Annotated in this window: 26 protein-coding genes and 1 tRNA gene; 4 read left to right on the forward strand and 23 right to left on the reverse strand. The window is 40.7% G+C overall.

All coding sequences use genetic code 11. The features are described 5' to 3' along the window. Window positions 1-8 precede the first annotated feature (8 nt). Window positions 9-803 (reverse strand): nitrilase, encoded by a 795-nt coding sequence (locus VFC49_RS06845; protein WP_324734913.1) that lies wholly within the window; start codon window positions 801-803, stop codon window positions 9-11. A gap of 56 nt (window positions 804-859) precedes the next feature. Here VFC49_RS06845 and VFC49_RS06850 point away from each other — a divergent pair, with 56 nt between their 5' ends. From VFC49_RS06850 to VFC49_RS06860, 3 genes are all read left to right on the forward strand, one after another. After that, window positions 860-2,728 carry a hypothetical protein gene (locus VFC49_RS06850; protein WP_324734914.1) on the forward strand — a complete coding sequence of 623 codons (1,869 nt, stop codon included), beginning with the start codon at window positions 860-862 and terminating at the stop codon, window positions 2,726-2,728. Window positions 2,729-2,918: 190 nt separating this feature from the next. Then, window positions 2,919-3,572: a metallophosphoesterase gene (locus VFC49_RS06855; RefSeq protein ID WP_324734915.1), complete on the forward strand. Its 654-nt coding sequence runs from the start codon at window positions 2,919-2,921 to the stop codon at window positions 3,570-3,572. Window positions 3,573-3,628: 56 nt separating this feature from the next. After that, entirely contained in the window at window positions 3,629-3,961 is a 333-nt protein-coding gene (locus tag VFC49_RS06860) for a transcriptional regulator (RefSeq protein ID WP_324734916.1), read from the forward strand. Here VFC49_RS06860 and VFC49_RS06865 read toward each other — a convergent pair. Then, the gene (locus VFC49_RS06865) at window positions 3,958-5,640 is read right to left on the reverse strand and encodes a DUF4910 domain-containing protein (RefSeq protein WP_324734917.1); all 1,683 of its coding nucleotides are present in this window, start codon (window positions 5,638-5,640) and stop codon (window positions 3,958-3,960) included. The two genes, VFC49_RS06860 and VFC49_RS06865, sit on opposite strands and share 4 nt — an antisense overlap. 57 nt (window positions 5,641-5,697) lie before the next feature. Continuing rightward, window positions 5,698-6,762, reverse strand: coding sequence for a glycosyltransferase family 2 protein (locus tag VFC49_RS06870; RefSeq protein WP_324736675.1), 1,065 nt, complete (start codon window positions 6,760-6,762; stop codon window positions 5,698-5,700). Window positions 6,763-6,832: 70 nt separating this feature from the next. Here VFC49_RS06870 and VFC49_RS06875 point away from each other — a divergent pair. After that, window positions 6,833-6,910 (forward strand) — tRNA-Pro (locus tag VFC49_RS06875). Window positions 6,911-7,173: 263 nt separating this feature from the next. Here VFC49_RS06875 and VFC49_RS06880 read toward each other — a convergent pair. The 20 genes from VFC49_RS06880 to VFC49_RS06975 form a co-directional block, all read right to left on the reverse strand. Further along, complete coding sequence (locus VFC49_RS06880) at window positions 7,174-7,527, reverse strand: hypothetical protein (protein WP_324734918.1); 354 nt, start codon at window positions 7,525-7,527, stop codon at window positions 7,174-7,176. 176 nt (window positions 7,528-7,703) lie between these two features. Continuing rightward, entirely contained in the window at window positions 7,704-8,093 is a 390-nt protein-coding gene (locus VFC49_RS06885; protein WP_324734919.1) for a hypothetical protein, read from the reverse strand. After that, window positions 8,086-8,268, reverse strand: coding sequence for a hypothetical protein (locus VFC49_RS06890; RefSeq protein ID WP_324734920.1), 183 nt, complete (start codon window positions 8,266-8,268; stop codon window positions 8,086-8,088). Before VFC49_RS06890 ends, VFC49_RS06885 begins: the two co-directional genes overlap by 8 nt. Further along, window positions 8,261-8,650, reverse strand: a complete 390-nt coding sequence (locus VFC49_RS06895; RefSeq protein ID WP_324734921.1) for a hypothetical protein — start codon at window positions 8,648-8,650, stop codon at window positions 8,261-8,263. Before VFC49_RS06895 ends, VFC49_RS06890 begins: the two co-directional genes overlap by 8 nt. After that, a complete protein-coding gene (locus tag VFC49_RS06900) occupies window positions 8,647-8,841 on the reverse strand; it encodes a hypothetical protein (RefSeq protein ID WP_324734922.1) in 195 nt (64 codons plus the stop codon). The genes VFC49_RS06895 and VFC49_RS06900 overlap by 4 nt, the downstream gene beginning before the upstream one ends. Next, window positions 8,841-9,428 carry a hypothetical protein gene (locus VFC49_RS06905; protein ID WP_324734923.1) on the reverse strand — a complete coding sequence of 196 codons (588 nt, stop codon included), beginning with the start codon at window positions 9,426-9,428 and terminating at the stop codon, window positions 8,841-8,843. Before VFC49_RS06905 ends, VFC49_RS06900 begins: the two co-directional genes overlap by 1 nt. Further along, window positions 9,425-9,778 carry a hypothetical protein gene (locus tag VFC49_RS06910; protein WP_324734924.1) on the reverse strand — a complete coding sequence of 118 codons (354 nt, stop codon included), beginning with the start codon at window positions 9,776-9,778 and terminating at the stop codon, window positions 9,425-9,427. Before VFC49_RS06910 ends, VFC49_RS06905 begins: the two co-directional genes overlap by 4 nt. Then, complete coding sequence (locus tag VFC49_RS06915; RefSeq protein ID WP_324734925.1) at window positions 9,775-9,921, reverse strand: hypothetical protein; 147 nt, start codon at window positions 9,919-9,921, stop codon at window positions 9,775-9,777. Before VFC49_RS06915 ends, VFC49_RS06910 begins: the two co-directional genes overlap by 4 nt. Before the next feature lie 2 nt (window positions 9,922-9,923). Next, window positions 9,924-10,238: a MarR family transcriptional regulator gene (locus VFC49_RS06920; protein WP_324734926.1), complete on the reverse strand. Its 315-nt coding sequence runs from the start codon at window positions 10,236-10,238 to the stop codon at window positions 9,924-9,926. Further along, the gene (locus VFC49_RS06925) at window positions 10,238-10,648 is read right to left on the reverse strand and encodes a hypothetical protein (protein ID WP_324734927.1); all 411 of its coding nucleotides are present in this window, start codon (window positions 10,646-10,648) and stop codon (window positions 10,238-10,240) included. Before VFC49_RS06925 ends, VFC49_RS06920 begins: the two co-directional genes overlap by 1 nt. Before the next feature lie 3 nt (window positions 10,649-10,651). After that, window positions 10,652-11,140, reverse strand: coding sequence for a hypothetical protein (locus VFC49_RS06930; RefSeq protein ID WP_324734928.1), 489 nt, complete (start codon window positions 11,138-11,140; stop codon window positions 10,652-10,654). After that, the gene (locus VFC49_RS06935; RefSeq protein WP_324734929.1) at window positions 11,137-11,418 is read right to left on the reverse strand and encodes a hypothetical protein; all 282 of its coding nucleotides are present in this window, start codon (window positions 11,416-11,418) and stop codon (window positions 11,137-11,139) included. Before VFC49_RS06935 ends, VFC49_RS06930 begins: the two co-directional genes overlap by 4 nt. After that, the gene (locus VFC49_RS06940; protein ID WP_324734930.1) at window positions 11,415-11,768 is read right to left on the reverse strand and encodes a hypothetical protein; all 354 of its coding nucleotides are present in this window, start codon (window positions 11,766-11,768) and stop codon (window positions 11,415-11,417) included. Before VFC49_RS06940 ends, VFC49_RS06935 begins: the two co-directional genes overlap by 4 nt. Then, window positions 11,765-12,409, reverse strand: coding sequence for a hypothetical protein (locus VFC49_RS06945; RefSeq protein WP_324734931.1), 645 nt, complete (start codon window positions 12,407-12,409; stop codon window positions 11,765-11,767). Before VFC49_RS06945 ends, VFC49_RS06940 begins: the two co-directional genes overlap by 4 nt. A 10-nt stretch (window positions 12,410-12,419) precedes the next feature. Then, window positions 12,420-12,584 carry a ribbon-helix-helix domain-containing protein gene (locus VFC49_RS06950; protein ID WP_324734932.1) on the reverse strand — a complete coding sequence of 55 codons (165 nt, stop codon included), beginning with the start codon at window positions 12,582-12,584 and terminating at the stop codon, window positions 12,420-12,422. A 399-nt stretch (window positions 12,585-12,983) separates the two neighbouring features. Beyond that, window positions 12,984-13,403 carry an AbrB/MazE/SpoVT family DNA-binding domain-containing protein gene (locus VFC49_RS06955; RefSeq protein WP_324734933.1) on the reverse strand — a complete coding sequence of 140 codons (420 nt, stop codon included), beginning with the start codon at window positions 13,401-13,403 and terminating at the stop codon, window positions 12,984-12,986. Window positions 13,404-13,541: 138 nt separating this feature from the next. Next, window positions 13,542-13,859: a hypothetical protein gene (locus tag VFC49_RS06960; RefSeq protein WP_324734934.1), complete on the reverse strand. Its 318-nt coding sequence runs from the start codon at window positions 13,857-13,859 to the stop codon at window positions 13,542-13,544. Continuing rightward, a complete protein-coding gene (locus VFC49_RS06965) occupies window positions 13,856-14,641 on the reverse strand; it encodes a hypothetical protein (protein WP_324734935.1) in 786 nt (261 codons plus the stop codon). The genes VFC49_RS06960 and VFC49_RS06965 overlap by 4 nt, the downstream gene beginning before the upstream one ends. Before the next feature lie 11 nt (window positions 14,642-14,652). Then, window positions 14,653-16,080, reverse strand: coding sequence for a hypothetical protein (locus tag VFC49_RS06970; RefSeq protein WP_324734936.1), 1,428 nt, complete (start codon window positions 16,078-16,080; stop codon window positions 14,653-14,655). 143 nt (window positions 16,081-16,223) lie between these two features. Further along, a complete protein-coding gene (locus VFC49_RS06975) occupies window positions 16,224-17,048 on the reverse strand; it encodes a hypothetical protein (protein ID WP_324734937.1) in 825 nt (274 codons plus the stop codon). Window position 17,049 lies beyond the last annotated feature (1 nt).

Genomic DNA, 17,049 nt, shown 5'->3' on the forward strand with positions numbered 1-17,049 from the left:
AAAGAGGATCAGACAAAATAGTACTTAGGTTGTCTATCCTTGAATATATCATTGTAATCGTTTATCTTTTTGTTTCTTGCCTCTTCTATGTTTATCTCAACAATACCAACTTCTTCCCTGTCTTCACTCGCTCTGAGCAGAATTTCAGCCTTTGGTGAATTGATTTGGCTCATCCCAATGAACCTGAGCCCTCTCTCTTCCCCAATCCTATTGGTAGTAATTGAAAAGACCCTGTTTTCCAAGCTTCTAATCGGCATTGCCCTTGGGGCATACGGCATCACAAGATTTGCTGGATGAGCCACTATGTCGGCACCTTTTAATGCCAGTGTCCTCATGGCTTCTGGGAAGAACCAGTCAAAGCAAATCATTATGCCCACTTTTGCCACTCCGATGTTAAACACATGGAACCCCAAATTTCCCGGCTCAAAGAACAGTTTTTCTCTGTAGAATAGATGAATCTTGCGGTATTTTCCAATGTATCCCCACCCAATTGGCCCAACAAGGACAGCTGAATTATAAAGCCTTCCTTTTTCATCTTTTTCTGCAGTCCCGGCAACAATGAACATATCATGCTCTCTTGCCTGCTCAATTAAGAACTGCGTCGTCTCCCCATCTGGTATCTGCTGGGCAATGCTTTCAACTTCTTCCCTGCTCTCGAAGTTATAGCCAGTATCAAAGAGTTCGGGAAGAACAACCAATTGAGCCTCTTGCTTGGCAGCATCTTTTAAAAGCTTCTCAGCCCTGCTCAAATTAGCGTTTAAATCCAAAAGCTTAGGCTCCATCTGAATGAACCCGACCCTCATACCTATCACCAGCAAAGAATTAATAAGAATTGAACCTAATAAAACTGGTGGCAAAAATGAAAAAGGTCGTTGTCATTTTGATGTTACTTCTTTGTTTCTCCCTTCCCGTGAGTGCCCAAAATGAGAGTAAAATTTTTGTGTGGCTCAGAATTGGAGAAAGCGTGACCATTGGTACTTACACTATAAAAGTTGTTGATGTTGACAAAGACTTTACAAAAGCCCTAATACAAGTATACAGATACGGTCTGCTTTATAGAATGGGAACAATTTCCTTTAATGAGGGGCTGATGGTAGATAATATCCAAATTTATCTGGAAGATTCCTTCAAGTCCGAGATATATCCAGCAGTTCTTCTTGAGATCGATGTTCCGTATTTCAAAGTTGGGGAAAGTATAGTTCTCAAGAACAAGCAGATTGAAGTTATTAAAGCTAATGAAAGTTATGCAGAGCTTGATTTAGGATATGCAAATGTAACCCTCTCTAAAGAGAGAACATACTATAAGGACAAAAACTTTGAAATAAAGCTGAATCCCCTCAATTATCTCTTCAGAGAATACATATACAAAGACCAAAGCGGAGATATTATATACAAAGGTATCAGCGATGGAAAAGCCCTCTTAGTTATCAAGAATAAAACATACGAGCTTTCCAAAGGTGAAAAAATATATGTAGATGACGTAACGTTGTTAACTTTGCTTGAATTTGATGAGAATCGCGCATTAGTTCGTTTGGATTTGGTAAATGCCACGTATTTAACAGTAAAAGAAATGCCATATTTTGAAGGATTCATCGCTGAGCATGAGAAGGTCAGATTATCAAAGCTATATGAGCTTGAGGTCTCTAAGTTCATTGACGAAAATCATGTTGAAGTAGCCCTCTACAGGGCTGGGAATATGGTTGAGAAAAAAGTTCTAAGCACAGATAGCCCCTATTTAGTATATTACCCATTAGCAATAAAGTTCAAGTATGGATTTGCAGGCGTCAGGAATAATCTTGCATACTTCGTTATATTTGCTGATGAAAAAGCTTTGAAAAAAGAGGAAGAGGGTATTAGGATTCCTATATTGGATATTAAAGCTAAGCTTCCAGAAAAAGTTCACCTCGGGGAGAATATACCCCTCAATTTGACAATAAGAAACATCGGAGATGCTCCTGCTAAAAACCTGGAGATATTGATATTCACAGATGATATGAAATCAAGAACCTTAACCCCCTCATTTTTACCGAATGCAACCATCATAGACAACTCTACGATCACAATCGAGAAGGAAAACCAAAGTCTCATAATCGAGATTTTATATGATTACAATGGAAAAGCATACCGTAGAATCATTAAGCACAAATTTGAAGTCTTGGATCCGGAGATTACCTTTTCCGCAAAACTCAATCTTCCAGACAACGCAACATTAGGCGTTCCATTTAACGCCACGATAACCTATACTGTCTATACGAACTATTCAAGCTCTTTTGTTTTGGCAATAGAGGGAGAAGGAATTACTTATTTGTCATCCCCGATAATGACAGCAGAGAGTCCTTCAGAAGGAACATTCACAGTGGAGATAGCTCCAGTAAAAACTGGGAACTTAACATTGAAGCTTGAAAGTTCATTTCCAAAGAAACAAATCCTTGACACTGCCACAATTCCAGTTTACCAATTTAAGAAAGTTCAAACAGTTGAAAAAGTTGTCGAAAAATACATAAACTGCGAAAACACAACTCAGAATATCACAACACAAAATCCGCCTGCAATTCAGTGTCCAAATGAAACAAAAATCATCTACACACCAGTAGAAAAAGTAGTTGAAAAGGAAGTGCTTCCAATCGGTAAAGCAAGCTTAATAGCGATAATCTCGCTTCTTTTAGGCATTGTTTTAGGTTCATTGCTTTTAGGAGAAAAGCTTAAAAATATACTTGAGAGAGCTTAGAGCGGAGCGATCATAGGAGGGATCATCATGAAGAGGAGACCAAGGAAGTGGAAAAAGAAGGGCAGGATGAGGTGGAAGTGGATCAAGAAGAGGATTAGGAGACTCAAGAGACAGAGGAAGAAGGAAAGGGGATTAATCTGACATCTTCAGTTCTTTTTCTATCCCTTTCATTATCTGGGGGTTCTCCAACTTGGAGGTTGAAAGAACCTTTGAGAATCTTTCTATTGAACTTGAAACATCAAGAGGAAAAGTTTTGGTGTTTGCTGATCCACACATAGCTTTTGAGCTTTCAAGGGGATTAAGAATAAGAACAAAATTTGAAAGGAAGCTTGCTGAGTTTGTAAAGGCTAAAAAACCCGATTTTATAATTATTCTTGGTGATGTTAAAGAACCACTTGGAATTAACACGTTTACAAAAAGGCTCCTCTTAGGGTTCTTTTCCGAGCTTAGGGACTTTGAGGTAATAATAACAAGGGGAAATCACGACGGAAAAATTGAAGAGGTTTTAAAAAACTTTGAAAATGTGAAAGTGGTTGGATACTATACAATAGACAATCTCCTTTTCCTTCATGGTCATCAAACTCTCCCTCCCGAGGCAAAATTTGAAAAAGCCTTTCTTGGCCATATTCACCCTGCGGTTATCATAAAATTTGGTAGCACGGCAAAAAGAGTAAAATGTTTTTTGAGGATTGAAAAATTTCTAATTCTCCCCACAATAAACCCTTACATAGAAGGATTTGATGTAAGAGAAGGAATTAAAATGATACCTTTCCTGAAAAATAGTAAAGAAGGAGATGCATATTTACCGGAAGGAACCTATATTGGTAGAATAAATTTCATCTAAAACCGCAACATTTATGAAGTTTAAATATGAAGATAAATTTGCAGAGGTGTGAGAAAATGAGCGAGATACATGAAAAGCTTGAAAGCTTATTGAGATCACTGGGGATTAAAAAAACTGAAATCAGAATTTATAGGTTGCTTCTCGAGAAGAAAGTTCCTATGAGGATTACAGAAATCCAGAAGGAGCTGGGCATAAGTGAAAGGAGCGTAAGAGAGCACGTGCTTAATCTTTATAGAAAAGGGCTCCTAAAAAGAGAATTAATTCAAAAAGGATGGCTTGGCTATGTTTATACAGCAACTTCTCCAACAGAACTCCTTGAAAAGCTGAAAGAAAATATCGTCAAAAAAATAAACGAGCTGGAAAAGGAATTGAAAGAGAGAGAAATTTAACACTCAATAAAGCCCAGCTTTTTCAAAATTTCAAGGGCTTTGTTGAGCTTTTCCCTGTCAATTTTTCCGAATTCTTCTTCAAGGGTTTTAAACGCCTCTTCCTTTGGTAAGATTTCTCCCAGCATCAGAAGCTCATGCAGATGGATTGAGAACTTTTTGTCTTCCATAAATTCTTCAAGCTCCTTTGCCGCTTTTTCATCAAACTCCTTAATTGTCCTAACTGAGACTAATCCCTTCTTTTCCCAATTTATCCAAGCTTTAAACTCAAAATCATGACCTATATTAATTCCCAAAAACTTCCCATCCCTCGCAAGACCCTTCATAACAAGCTTTTCTGCAACTTCAACCTCCCTATCCATGCCAAGTTCTCCCAGATATTTCATAGCATAGCCTCTTGCAAATCTCTGCAGTTTTTCTTTCTCAGCTTTCGCCAGCGCTAAGGCTGTAGCTAAAACAGCCTTCCCAATTACTTCGAGAGAATCTTTGCTTATCTTCTCTATGCTATCTTCACTTGAGTGATAAAACTTGTCAGGCCAAGTTATTGGCATGACTCCGGGAACTCCAAAGAAGTTGAAAATGTCGTGGTCGCTTCCCATCTGATAAGAGTAGCTTTTAACTTTCAGCTTGGGCATCCCTTCACCGCCAAAGCTCTCACTTTGAACGTTTGCCAGATTGAGGTAGTACTCCAAAAGCCCGCTAACAATTGAGAACCGTGATAGCGGTGTTCTTACAATCATTATTGTTGAATTTGAGCGATCTTCACTTCCTCCTACCATGTCGAGATTTATTACCACATAATAGTTCTCAAGCTCAGCGAACTTTTCAATGAATGCTTGTGTTCCATGATACTCTGGAACCCATAAGAATGCAAAGCCGAATCTGAAATCTTCGCTGTATTTTTCTTTCAATGCTTTTGCCAGCTCTATGAGCATTGCTGAACCGCTTGCGTTGTCATTTGCCCCTGGCTTTGGATGACAGATGTGAGCTGTGAAGAGAATATACGGTGGCTTTCCAATTTTTGCATAAACCATTGGCAAAATTTGTTTATCTTTAATCTCCGTTTGAACTTTCATCTTGACTTTTACGCTTTCCCCTTTCTTTAACTTGCCAATTATTTTATTCGCAATCTCTTCACTCACGGCAACAGCTGGAATCTTCGCCCACTCTAAATCTTTCTTTGAGAGAAACAGCCCCATATATGGAAATGCTTTCCCAGTTCCTTTGCGATAGGCTATAAAACCAATGGCACCGCTTTTGTTAGCTTTTTCATAATTATCCTTCCATTTCTTGCCAACTAAGACTATTTTTCCCTCTGCTTTCTCCCAGTCCTCTTCTCTTTCAACGTGAACTATCTCTCCCTCAGCTTCTCCGCTTGGTGAGTGTGCCATCACAATGAGGGGAATTTCCTCAGTGGTGAATTTTTGGTGAAAAATCTCAATTTCACCGTAAATTAGATCCCATGCAATTGGAGATCTCAATGTTAGATGCCAGGTTTCTCCATCATAGACATCTTTCAAAAGCTGGGCGTCAATTCCAGCTTTTTTAAGCTCCCCAATAACATACTCCGCTGCATCAACGATTTCTTTTGAACCCTGGATTCTATGGAACTGAGAGATGTTCATTATGTGCCTCAAAATTTCATCAACATTTATTCTTGCTTCCTCAAGAAACTCCTTCATAATATCACCAAAAATAATTTCGCAATGCTTATTTAAGTTGCTCGCTTAGTTGGAGCATCAGCCCCAAGTAATGTGCCTGTTAACCAGAAACCTAACGATAAACGAGAATCCAATTCCAATTAAGTTCGCTATTAGATAATGCATGCCAAGGTAAACAAGGGCTCCAAATATTACCCACTGGACAACAGCCCCACTTAAGGCAGCCAAGTGGAAGCTGAAGAGCCTCCTATAAAGCGGTTTGTTCTTCAAATCCCTAAACGTCCACAGATCATTCCATGTGAAATTGTTGAGGATTGCAAGCTCAGTCGCAAAGAAATTAGCAATCATTAAATTAGCAATCCCCCCACCGAGAATGTTTGCAAAAAGCCAGAGGAAAAACTGATTTACAACTATTCCGCTCATTCCCACAATTGAGAACTTAATCAAACGGTCAATCTCACCCTCCCATTTCATCAAACGATAGAGATGCCTCAAATAGTTGAAAATCTGCTTTTGGCTGAGTTTGCTTTCTCCAGCGTGTCTTAAACCAAAAGCGTATGGAACCTCAACTACCCTGCTGTATTTCCCCTTTATGAGAATCTCAAGGAGGATTTTAAAGCCCACTGGGTTCAGCTTAACATTCTCCACAACTCCTCTTCTGAGAGCAAAGAATCCGCTCACAGGGTCTTTTATGTTCCTAATTTTCGGCAGCGCAACACGACCAATCATTATTGCACCTTTTGAGATTAACTTCCTCCACCAGTACCAGTTCTCAACCTTTCCACCCTTTACATAGCGGGAGCCAATTGCAATGTCAGCCCCACTCTCGATTGCCTCAATGAGCCTTGGAATTACTTCCGGAGGATGCTGTAAATCAGCATCCATGACTACAAAAATATCACCCCTTGCCTCTTTAAATCCTCTAATCACAGCAGAAGAGAGACCTTTCTCTTTTGTCCTCCTGATAACTCTAACTGGATATTTTTGCGCCAATTCTTGAGCTTTCTCCCATGTTTTATCTGGAGAGTCATCATCAACGATTATAATCTCAAACTCATAGCCTTCTAATGCTTTGCTTATTCTACTCACAAGCTCCTCAAGGTTTTCCCGCTCGTTGTACGTTGGTACTATAATCGAAATCATGACAATCCCTTCCTTGTCCAATTTCTCGTTGCGAAATCTTTATAACAGTTTCCTTAAACTTCATTCTCGAGGGGCCGTGGGGTAGCTTGGCCTATCCTTCCGGCTTCGGGAGCCGGGGACCCGGGTTCAAATCCCGGCGGCCCCACCAAATTTAACTTCTTGAGCAATTCTGGTGGTTCCTCATCAAAGAAAACCCATCTCGCCATTTGATTGAAAAACTGCGACTTGTTAATGGCTAAGGCATTCATTTCCTCGACCACCTCTCTATCTAGAGTGATGTGTAAGCGTTTCTTTCGCTTCTTTTGCGCCCTAACTCCTTTGTGAGAGCCGCTATTTTTATGCCCACTCCTACGCATATAGACCCACTACTTGGAGTATGGCCGAGGATGTTAATATTTGTTGGCATTAGAATCACCAGATTTCTTCGACTTTGCCTATTTTGAATAGCCAGAGTTTGCTCAAATGTTCCATTCTATCGCAGAATTTCTTGCTGAGGATGTAAGTGTGGTAGGCTCCTCTTGAAATGAAGCCAAGGGCTTCAAGCCTTTTGATGACTCTAAAGTACAAGTAATGCTTTTCTGGTGGAAATAGTTCTTTGTACTCATCCCATCCCATGCGACCATTCTTCTTAATGTACTCAATGATTTCCTCAGCCATGTTCTTGGCTTCCTCGCTCTCAAAAACAACATCAAAGACGTCATCCGGTGGTTGGTAAACGGGTATTTTAATACTCACAACATCGGGCAAACGCCTTTTCCTCGGCATAATTACACCCCCATAGTTATTAGCTTCCACTAAACATGTAATTATTCTTTGAGATCCACTCACGAAGTTGGGGGAAGATACTGCACAAGGGTGCAAGTATTTTGGTTATGTTGCTTGCAAGCTTGCTTGTGCTGGAAAGATGTTTAGGGAAAAATGATAATAACATGAAGTTGTTATTATTCATCTTTAGCCACCTCTTTGACTGCCTTCACAATGCTGTAGAACTTCTCAGGTTCCATGGCGCACTTTATTTCCTCATAATAACGTTCTCCAGTCTCAGTTAGTCCAACCTTATAGTTTACAAGCTCAAAAGCATCTTCAAGATAGAGTGGAGCATCTATGATATCATAGACTTCATCAAAAGTCCACTTGGGGCTAAAATACCTTGCGAAAATTTCATGCCTCTCTGCAAGCTTTCTAACAAGTGTCACTAGCTTTCTCCGTGACAACTTCCTCGGAAGACTACCTACCACAAGAACCATAAGAATCTCCATCGCAAGCAAATCCTCATTACCATCCCTCTTTGCCATTTCCACAGAGTCATAAACAGTAATCAACTCAGCCACGGCCCTCACGCTCCTCTTCGTCATTTTGTTTTGCAAGTTCCTCGCAAACCTCTCTGAATTCACAGACCTCACAAATTTCCCCGTATGCTATGTTGATTAGTCCCAAGCACTCCATTTCTTCCCATTCGTCTTCCTCTTCCCAAAATTCTTCTTCCTCAAACTCTTCCTCAACCATGGCTCTCACGCTCCTTCAATTTCTCTTTTGCAAGTCTAATTGCAAGGATAGGGTTCCTCTCCGCTTCCTCGAACAATTCCTTTGTTATGACGACACTAAAGAACGTCAAAGCACGCTCATACTCTTTCCAGTCCCCATAGTCTCGAACCCACGTTTCAATTAAATGCCCTTCAATGAGAATCAGCCCGTCCTTACCCTCAGCATACCAAGCGCTCTCCCCCCACTTCTCATAACGCTTTGCCTTTTTAAGAAAATCAATAGCATCCTTGAAACCAAGCGCCCTGTATATTGCCTCCTTATCTTCATCACTTACTCCTAACTCATTCACAATGGGCACGATTGCAACCTGAAAATAAAGAACATCAGAGACCATCCTCGTCAAGCCTCCTCTAACTTTGACAACTTGTCAAATATCTCAGCAGCTTTTCTCCTTGACGTTGAGAGTGCAACTAAAGTTCCCCTTCTAACAACTTTGTACATATCTGAGATGCCATCGTTGAAATGTACCCACAGCTCAATACCCAAACTTCTTTTACTTGCAAGTATATACCAACCCTCCAACCTAAACGCCATCAAACCACCTCCTCGGCGAATAATTGTTGGAGGGTGGGGATTACTTCGTAAGGCTTCATTCTAACAACTTCATCCTTTCTTATGACTGCATAATTGTCCTTGGAAATGCCCTCCCCACGGTGTTCTTTTTTGGGTGCAATGCGAAAAGCATTGAATGCATAAAACTCCCTCCAGCCAACGTTGATAATGTACCACAAGTCCTTATCGAGGATTTTTGAAAAGTAATACAGCGTCTCAAACTGCATCCAATTAATTAAGACTTCAGAGCCCTTAACAGTCCAAGGCTCCTTATACTTTAACTCAAAAAAGCCAAGATAACGCTTTCCTCTGCCATTACCAAGAATAAGCACTGGAATAGCATCAATGTCATAGATGACAAGACCCCTCGGATAAAGCCTCCTCATCAATGCCGAGAACAACAGCTTATTCTGCGCATCATTCAACTGATTAATCAAGAACTTCCTGAGCGTCAAATCCCGAACAGTACTCCTCACATGAGCCTTCAAAGCCTCAATCTCCCGAATCGGCCTAGGAGTATTATACTTAGAAAGCTGAGAATAATAAACAGAAAGAACCTGCTTCCTCATCTCCTCCACCTCTTCACTACAATTGCTCTTTTTTCCCTACTCCACTCCGCCTTAACCCAATGCCCACGCCTCAGAAAATCTGAGAGGGAGTAAATGAACTCCTTAAACTCCTCATAAGGCACGTGCTTCCTCAACCGGATGAGGTAGTTCTCTCCAGCAATGTGAACCCTCACCGGAATGGGCTGCTGCTCAAGGAACTCAATCAAAGATTCAAGAGGAAGGTACTGAGCATCAGAGGGAATCTCGTCATCGTCAATGAGAACCTGAACATGCTGAGCATTCCACTCTGCCATCGCTCTGGCAACAATGTCCTCCTCTTCGGGAATTGTCAAGGTGTTGACTTCGCTCATGCGCTCACCCCTTTCCTCAGCTCTTCAAGCTCATCGTAGAGATCCCTCAACAGCTCAGTCAACATTCTGATAGCCTCCTCCTTGCTGTACCTTGCCTCAATCTTTACCTCCCTCAGCCGAGCCTCAAACTCAATCCTGTCCATCCTCAGCCCTCCCTATCCATGTTTGAGTAAAAGTCAAGCTGAGGATCAACATCAATAGGCAGCACATCATTAGCCATGTCTATCAGCTCTTCTTCACCAAAGAAGCCCTCCACTGGCTTTTTGATATGCTGCATATCAACCAAGTAGTAGAACCCACTCTCGGCCCTATCCACAACGCCCTTCCTCCTGAGTGCTTCCAGCAAAGCCTTGACCTCCTGCGCCGGCATTCTGAGCTCTTGCACGAGGTCGCTAACCAAAGCCGGAGCCCTCTCCAAAGCCTCCAAAACCTGCAACACCTCAACACCCCTAACCTGCATCACAAATCACCCCCAATGCGCTTGAAGTCAGCCAAATCGTTCATTATGATACAATCCTCTCTCCTGAAGAATTCAGAAATGTCAAGATACCAGCCTTGAGCTGGAGCATTCTTGAATTTAGTCTTGCCCAAGGAGTGAATGAGGACTGTTCCAATTGGAATGCAAGTGTCCTCCATTTTCTCTGGATGCCAGTCAACGACCAACGGGAACAACAGAGCCTGAGCTTTTGGAGGACTGCCTGCAAGGCTGACAACAATAGTGTAATACTTATCATAGGAGTCCTTAAGGAAGGCTACCACGAGCTTCCTGCTCTCCAAATCATCACTTATACACCTTGGATATTTGCCACAATGCAACCGAGCCATCCACAACTTCAAATCATCAACACTAATACGAACACCCCTCTGCATGGCTCAAACCTCCAAGTATTCCTCAGTTAGGCGTGAGAAGAGTTCGTAAATTTCCAACTCTTCGTTAGTGAGACGCTTGAGGATTTCGGCACTGTTGGGTCTAAAATATGCGGCTTGGAACAATTTTTGATAGCGTACAGCTTTCAATTGTTTGTACTTGCGCTTTAAATTTGCAAGCGTTATTAACTTAACATTCAAGATTTTCGGGCTCAGAATACTGTTCTTAACTATTTCTTCTGCAAGAAGAATATAGTCCTCGATTTCTTTGTAAAACTCTCTCTTCAACTCCTGTAAAACCCTTTCCTCCTTTTCCTTGAACAATGCCATGTCAACCTCAGCAATCAGTCTCTGCACACCCTCCCAAAACGGAGTCAAATCAATGAAACCCTTCTTCCACAATTCCCTGGCACTTTCAACAGAATCAAGGAGCACATAATCACCCTCTTTGTAATTTTCAAACGGCTTGAGAACCTTAGCCGGAATCAAAGTCATGCAAACACCTCCCTCAGCATTCTCTTAACATCTTCAAGAGCGTCCAAATAGCCGTTCCAATACTCGATGTCCTTCTCAACCTTCTCCAGCTCGGCTTTCTGCTTCTTTGCCTTCAAAACAGCGGCTTCTCTTTCCAGCCTTGCCTTAGTCTCCAAGGCCTTCTCAATTTCCTGCTCAAGCCATTCTTCCAAGGTGGTGGGCTCTTCCTTAACAACACGGGCTTGCGCCCGCTCTTGGGCGACAAAAGCCCAAAACGCCTTTTCAGTTTCCAAACTCATGCTTTCACCTCCTTTAACAAACATTGAGAGATTTGAGATGTGAGAGTAAGCAGAAAGAGGACATCATAATCAATAGTTTTCTTTGTTGTTTCCTTGTGGAGGGTTATTCCAAAAGCCTCCAACCCTTTAACCTCAATCCAATAGACCTTTACCTCAAGCTCCGGTGGCTTTCCTCGCTCCCATGTATATGAAATCTGAATATTCTTACCAGTCTTTAAATCCTTCAAAACAGCCCAATCAATGATGTAGCTCCTCCTGTACTTCTTTGGAGAGGTGTGTATTTCTTCAATCTCAAGCTCCGGAATTTCCCGAACGACCTTTTTGACTAAACGCTCAATCAAATAACTCATTCAACCACCTCCATGGATGTGGGATTAGAAGAGGATGGAAGCCTCCTAACTTCCCAAGCAAGCTCCCCAAACTTATGATGCGGAATTATCACCAGCCCAAGCTCATAAGAAACGTAAACCTTGCCTTCCTTCACAAACCATTGCTCCAAGAACTCCTTAGCATGCTTAAGCAATTCGCCAGAATAGCCAAGCCTTTTCATTAGTTCAACCATCTTTATCTTGCCATCCCTACTATAACGATCAATAACCTCGTAGATTTCCTTCTTGAAGTCCTCAGCCCTTCTTTCTCTTGCAGACATCTTGAGCTGTCTCTCAAGCTCCCTAATTCTCTGCTTGAGTTCTTTGTTCTCCTCCTTGAGAGCTTGATTTTCAACACAGAGCTTTTCATTTTCTTGTTGAGTCTTAAACAGCTTTTCTTCAAGATTAGAAACAAGCTTTTCAAGTTCAACAACGTGCTTTTTCAGTCCCTCATACTCAGCAACCATGCGAACAACTCTTTCTTCTTTCGTTAGCCAAATCTCGATCAAATCTCCTAATGAAAGACCTGTCTCTTTTGAAATCTCCACTACTTTTTCCAATGCCCATCTTTCGAGATATACTGTTGTGATTTTGCCGTCCTGCTTTTTCCTTGGTCTTGGCATGGTTGTTCCCTCAGTGCCTGTAGTGTTCCAGAAGAAGGCTGATGAACTCACCTCTTGAAAGAGAAAGAGCCTTTCTTTCCCTGTCAAGCTTCTCAAGAACTTCTTTTGGTAGGGTTATGGTCACTACAACAACTCCATGCGGATATTTTCGAGGCCTTCCCGGACCTTTCTTCATAGACATCACCTTTGGACGATAATATTGGATTGGACAATATAATTGTCCATATTTAACTATTTAACTTTTTTGGAAAAATCGTTGAACAAACATTCAAAATTGGACAACATTATTGTCCACTCAATGAACATGCGTTCAAAAACTGTCCCAAAATGTCTAAGAATCAAAGTCTGTCTCAGAATACTACACTACTGTTCTATATTTCAACGAGTTTTTTATTTATTTTATAACAAACCCTGAGAAAAGCAGTAAGATCACTGATTTAATACAAATACACTGATTAGCGAAGAGTTTGAGAAAATGCCTTATTTTTTAATAAAAAACTCCATAGGTTTTTAACTACGTTGTGTAAAACGAGCATGTTTTTTATTAAAAAACTCGAAGCTTGTTATTTAATAATTAACCAACCCTCCTCACGTGCATGTTAAGTATTTCCCTTTCTTGGTGTTCATCTATGATTTCAAAACCATTTTCAACAAAGTGGAGCAAGTGCTTATATTCATCTTTAACTAAATCCTCAAGGGTATAATAATTTATAAGTAGGATTTCTAATATATCACCAATTTCAATGTCCAATTCTTGCCTTATTTGTTTGTTTATCGTAAACATTCCCCTACTTGTTAGCTTTACGAGAGTGTGAACACGTTTTAATGGCTTAAAATTAGAAGGATTGATTTTGCGAATGATTATTTCAATATAAGTTCCCTTATTCAAGCCAAACAGCTCTTTTTCACCCTCAGGAATAACTACCCTAAACTTAGATATCACAGGAACATGAAATTTCGCTAGTGGTTCGATGATTTGCTGGTTTTCTGGCATTGTGGTCGCCTCTTATAGTTAATGCATTGCTTATATATGGAGGTTTCGGTGGACATTTATTAGGTTTGCGAAATTTTTGTTTGTTTGTGTAGCGTGATAATAACAAAAACAAAAGAAAAAGTGAGAATTGTTATCATGCTAACTTTTTGGTTTTAGGATTCCTGGAAAGAGGTCTTTGTTCTCGGCTATTATGACTTTGAGGAATCTTGCTGCTCTTTCGGCGCTTTTAACAATGTCTGGCTGGTAGCTTGTGCTGGCAATGTACTTCAGCTCTCGCAGAACTTCTTTCATTAGTTCTGCATATATTGATGTTGGTGTATGTTTGTTTTCCGCGTCCGGGATTTTTGGTTTCTCTTTGTCTGTTGGTTTTTTGGTGGTATTTTGCAGTAGCTCTTCTTTATTGATGTTTGTTGCAAGTTCATTGAAGGCTTCTTTTGCAACTATGGTCTCGCTCATAGGTTGAATTCCTCCCAAATTCCTTTTTCTTTTTGTGGTGGTTGGTTGAATGTTATCTCTTCGCCTTCGGCGTATTTTATGAGGCTCAGCTTCTTTCTTGGATCTTTCTTCTTTTCGAGTACGTTGTATGACTTGAGGTATGGGTTGATATTAAGTGCTGCGTCAATTAATCTGTGTAGTTCGTCTTCGAGGAGTGTTCTAAGTGTTTCTTCGAGTGCGTTTGCCTTCATGTAAATTGCTTCGAACAGTGCCTTCTCTTCTTCTGTCTCAGCTGGTGGAAATGCAAATTGCCCGTATTCTGTTTCTCTTATTTCTGATGCCTCGACTATGACGGTGTAGTCAAGCGCTGGTATTGTTACGAACTGTTCAAATGCCCACAGGACTTTCAGGTGTTTATACCTTGCGACTGTTCTGGTTATGCTCAAAAACACTTCATCAAGCCAGCTTGGTGCTTTGGGTAAGTATGCGATTGCGTAGAAGCCGTTTGGAGCCATTGCAATCCCTTGGATGTAGCCAAGGGTTATTATTTCTCTGCGTTTGGTCTCTGGTCGCTTGAACATAATCTTTAGAACTTCGTGCTGTGTTTTCTTAAAGTTGAGTTGTTTGAAAATGTCTTCATAGCTTTGTTTTGCTGGTTTGTATTCGTCAAGTGGTGTTTCTTCGAATGATAGTGTTTCAACTCTTTCCTCTGCTTTGGGAACTATTTTCTCTTCAACAATGTTTCGCTTCTTTGGTATTCCTCCGCTTCTTTTTCTTTTTCCAAATAAGTTGAATTTTAACATTCTCTCACCTCCTAAAGGGTTTGTGAGGGTCGGAAGAATATTCTCTCAGTGTAAAACTTGTTGTAAGAAAAATATCCCCTACCACGGTACTTTTTCTTTAACTTTTCAAGCTCAAGTGGGCTTCTTGCAACAATTTTCTCGTATTTTTCGTCAAAATCCTCGATGAGGTTGTTTAGAATCTGGAAGTCTGTTTTGCTGGCTAATGCTCCCATGATTGCTATGTGTGTTGCTCCGTAAACGAGATCGTGGGGTAGTCTGTGCAGGTATTGGGTTGCTGTTATTAATGCTACTTGGTTGCTCCTCCCCTCACGGAAGAGTTTATTTACTGCATACCAGCCCCATTTGTCTCTGAGGTAATTCTGCACCTCGTCAACAAAAACAAAAACTGCAGTGTCTCTTTTTCTTGCGAATTCGTCTATTGCATAGTCTATTACTTTCTTGAAAATTAACAGTTCTTCCTTTTCTGTGAGCTGGCTGTTTTGAGAAAAGTCTATGACGTTGATTTTGTCATTGTCGATGATTTGGAAAATATCTTGTCTTTTGTCATCGTTTTTAATCAAGATTTTGCTACGTTTTAACAGGGTCATGACGCTTTTAACGCCCATGTAGGTGCTCTTTTTTGCATCTTTGCCAGCTTTTTGGATGAGTTCTATGTATGCATCCCTTATGACTTCATCTGGATCTCTCATTCTCCTGTAATCCCACCGTTCTTCGATTTCTCTTCCATAGATGCTACTCAATGGGATTGTGGTGAAACGGGCTACTTCTCTGTAATTTAGATGTTTATATCTGAGGTAGCCGGTGGTTACTTCTGCTGTTGGCCCGCTGTCGAGTGCTATGTCTTTTAGATCTCTTGTTGGGTTGAAGACTATTCTTCGCATTGGATAAGCTTCTGGTTTGAGTCCGAAGTGGCCGAGGAGTGTGTTCCCCTTGCTTCTTTTCTTTAAGCCAAGGATGTTGGGCCAGGCCAATGCAAAGTCTCCCATTAAGCCTACTCTTACTGTTCTCTCTTCATTACCAACGAGTATTTTCTGTCCTGAGTGTTCGAGCAGGTATATGTATACTAGAAAGTCTTTGTAGTTAGGGAGCCTTTTCTCTAAACCTGCCTCGCTGTATTTGTCAAGTAGTTCATAAAATGTTTCTCTAACGAGGATTGCTTTACTTTTGTCGTATTTTCTTTCAAACACTAAGATAAGGGGTTTTTCATTATGTTGTCCCCATGTTGTGTGCCAAAGTTCTTGGATTAGCGCCCTCATGAACGCTGTCTTCCAGAATCCCGATGGTCCTAAGATTAGCATGTGCGTTGCCTCATCTGGTTTGAGTATCAGGTGTCTTTTCACGCCTTCTTCCTCTTCTTTTGTGTTCCCATGTCCTATGAATATCCTCTGCTCAATATTGTTATGTAGTTGTATGTTTGGAGTTTCAACAGCTTCAGCCATTTTCCACACCTCTATATCTCAAACTAACCCGTTCATTTTACTAAAACAAAAATTATACCCTCTCAGGTGATTTTTAATATTTTCAACTTTTTCGGCAATCATCCAGCTTCTTTTTCAAAATGAACATCTTTCCCACCACCTGATTATGTTCTGAGATATTTACGGCGTTTTCTTTCGAGAATAAGCCCTAACCCGCCGACAAATAGCCCGCTTAGGATTAATGCTCCCCACAATCGTTTGGCACTCTTTTTTTCACTCTTGGCTTCGTCAATGTAGTTGCTCTCTGATTGCTGCTCAATTTGCTGAACAAGCCCGGAGAAAACAGCCTGATATGTCTTCAATTGTTCTTTGAGATACTGACTTTCCCCTTTTAATGCATTGTATTTCTGCGTGAGGTTTGCTAACTTTTCTTTAAGCTTTCTGTTCTCTTTCGTTAGATTTAGAAGCTTTAACTGTAGTTTATTAAAATCTGTTTGTTGGGAAGGCTTTGTTTTGCTCTGCTGCGGTTTTTGCTGCTGGCTTGTTTGAGAAGTTAAGCTCTTGATTTTCTCTTTCAGTTGCTCGTTCTCTTTTGTGAGCTCTGCAATCTTGTCCTTGAGTTTTGAAATCTCTGCAAGGTATTTGCTAATTGAGAATTTGCCTTCTTTGGGATTTACTGCAACACTCAATGCTTGGCCGCTTTGGATTGAGACAACAGTATAGTTGTTGAATTCCGTGAAGGAAAGTTGTACGCCAACTAAATTTACACTCTCAGTTTGATTTATTACAAGAAAATCTCTCCTGCTTGGTGTTTCAATTATTGCAAAGTAAACGTGCTTGTTCTTGTCATAATCAACTGTCACAGTAATGTTCTCATTGATTACAATTTTATCTCCAGCCTTGAGATAGCCAGTGTATGACCAAGTTGCAGCCTCAACAGTTCCTATTAATATTAATAGGAATATTAAAGGAATAAGAGAGCGCTTCATG

Origin of the sequence: Thermococcus sp. SY098, from assembly GCF_035621495.1 — an archaeon.
Taxonomy (GTDB): domain Archaea; phylum Methanobacteriota_B; class Thermococci; order Thermococcales; family Thermococcaceae; genus Thermococcus_B.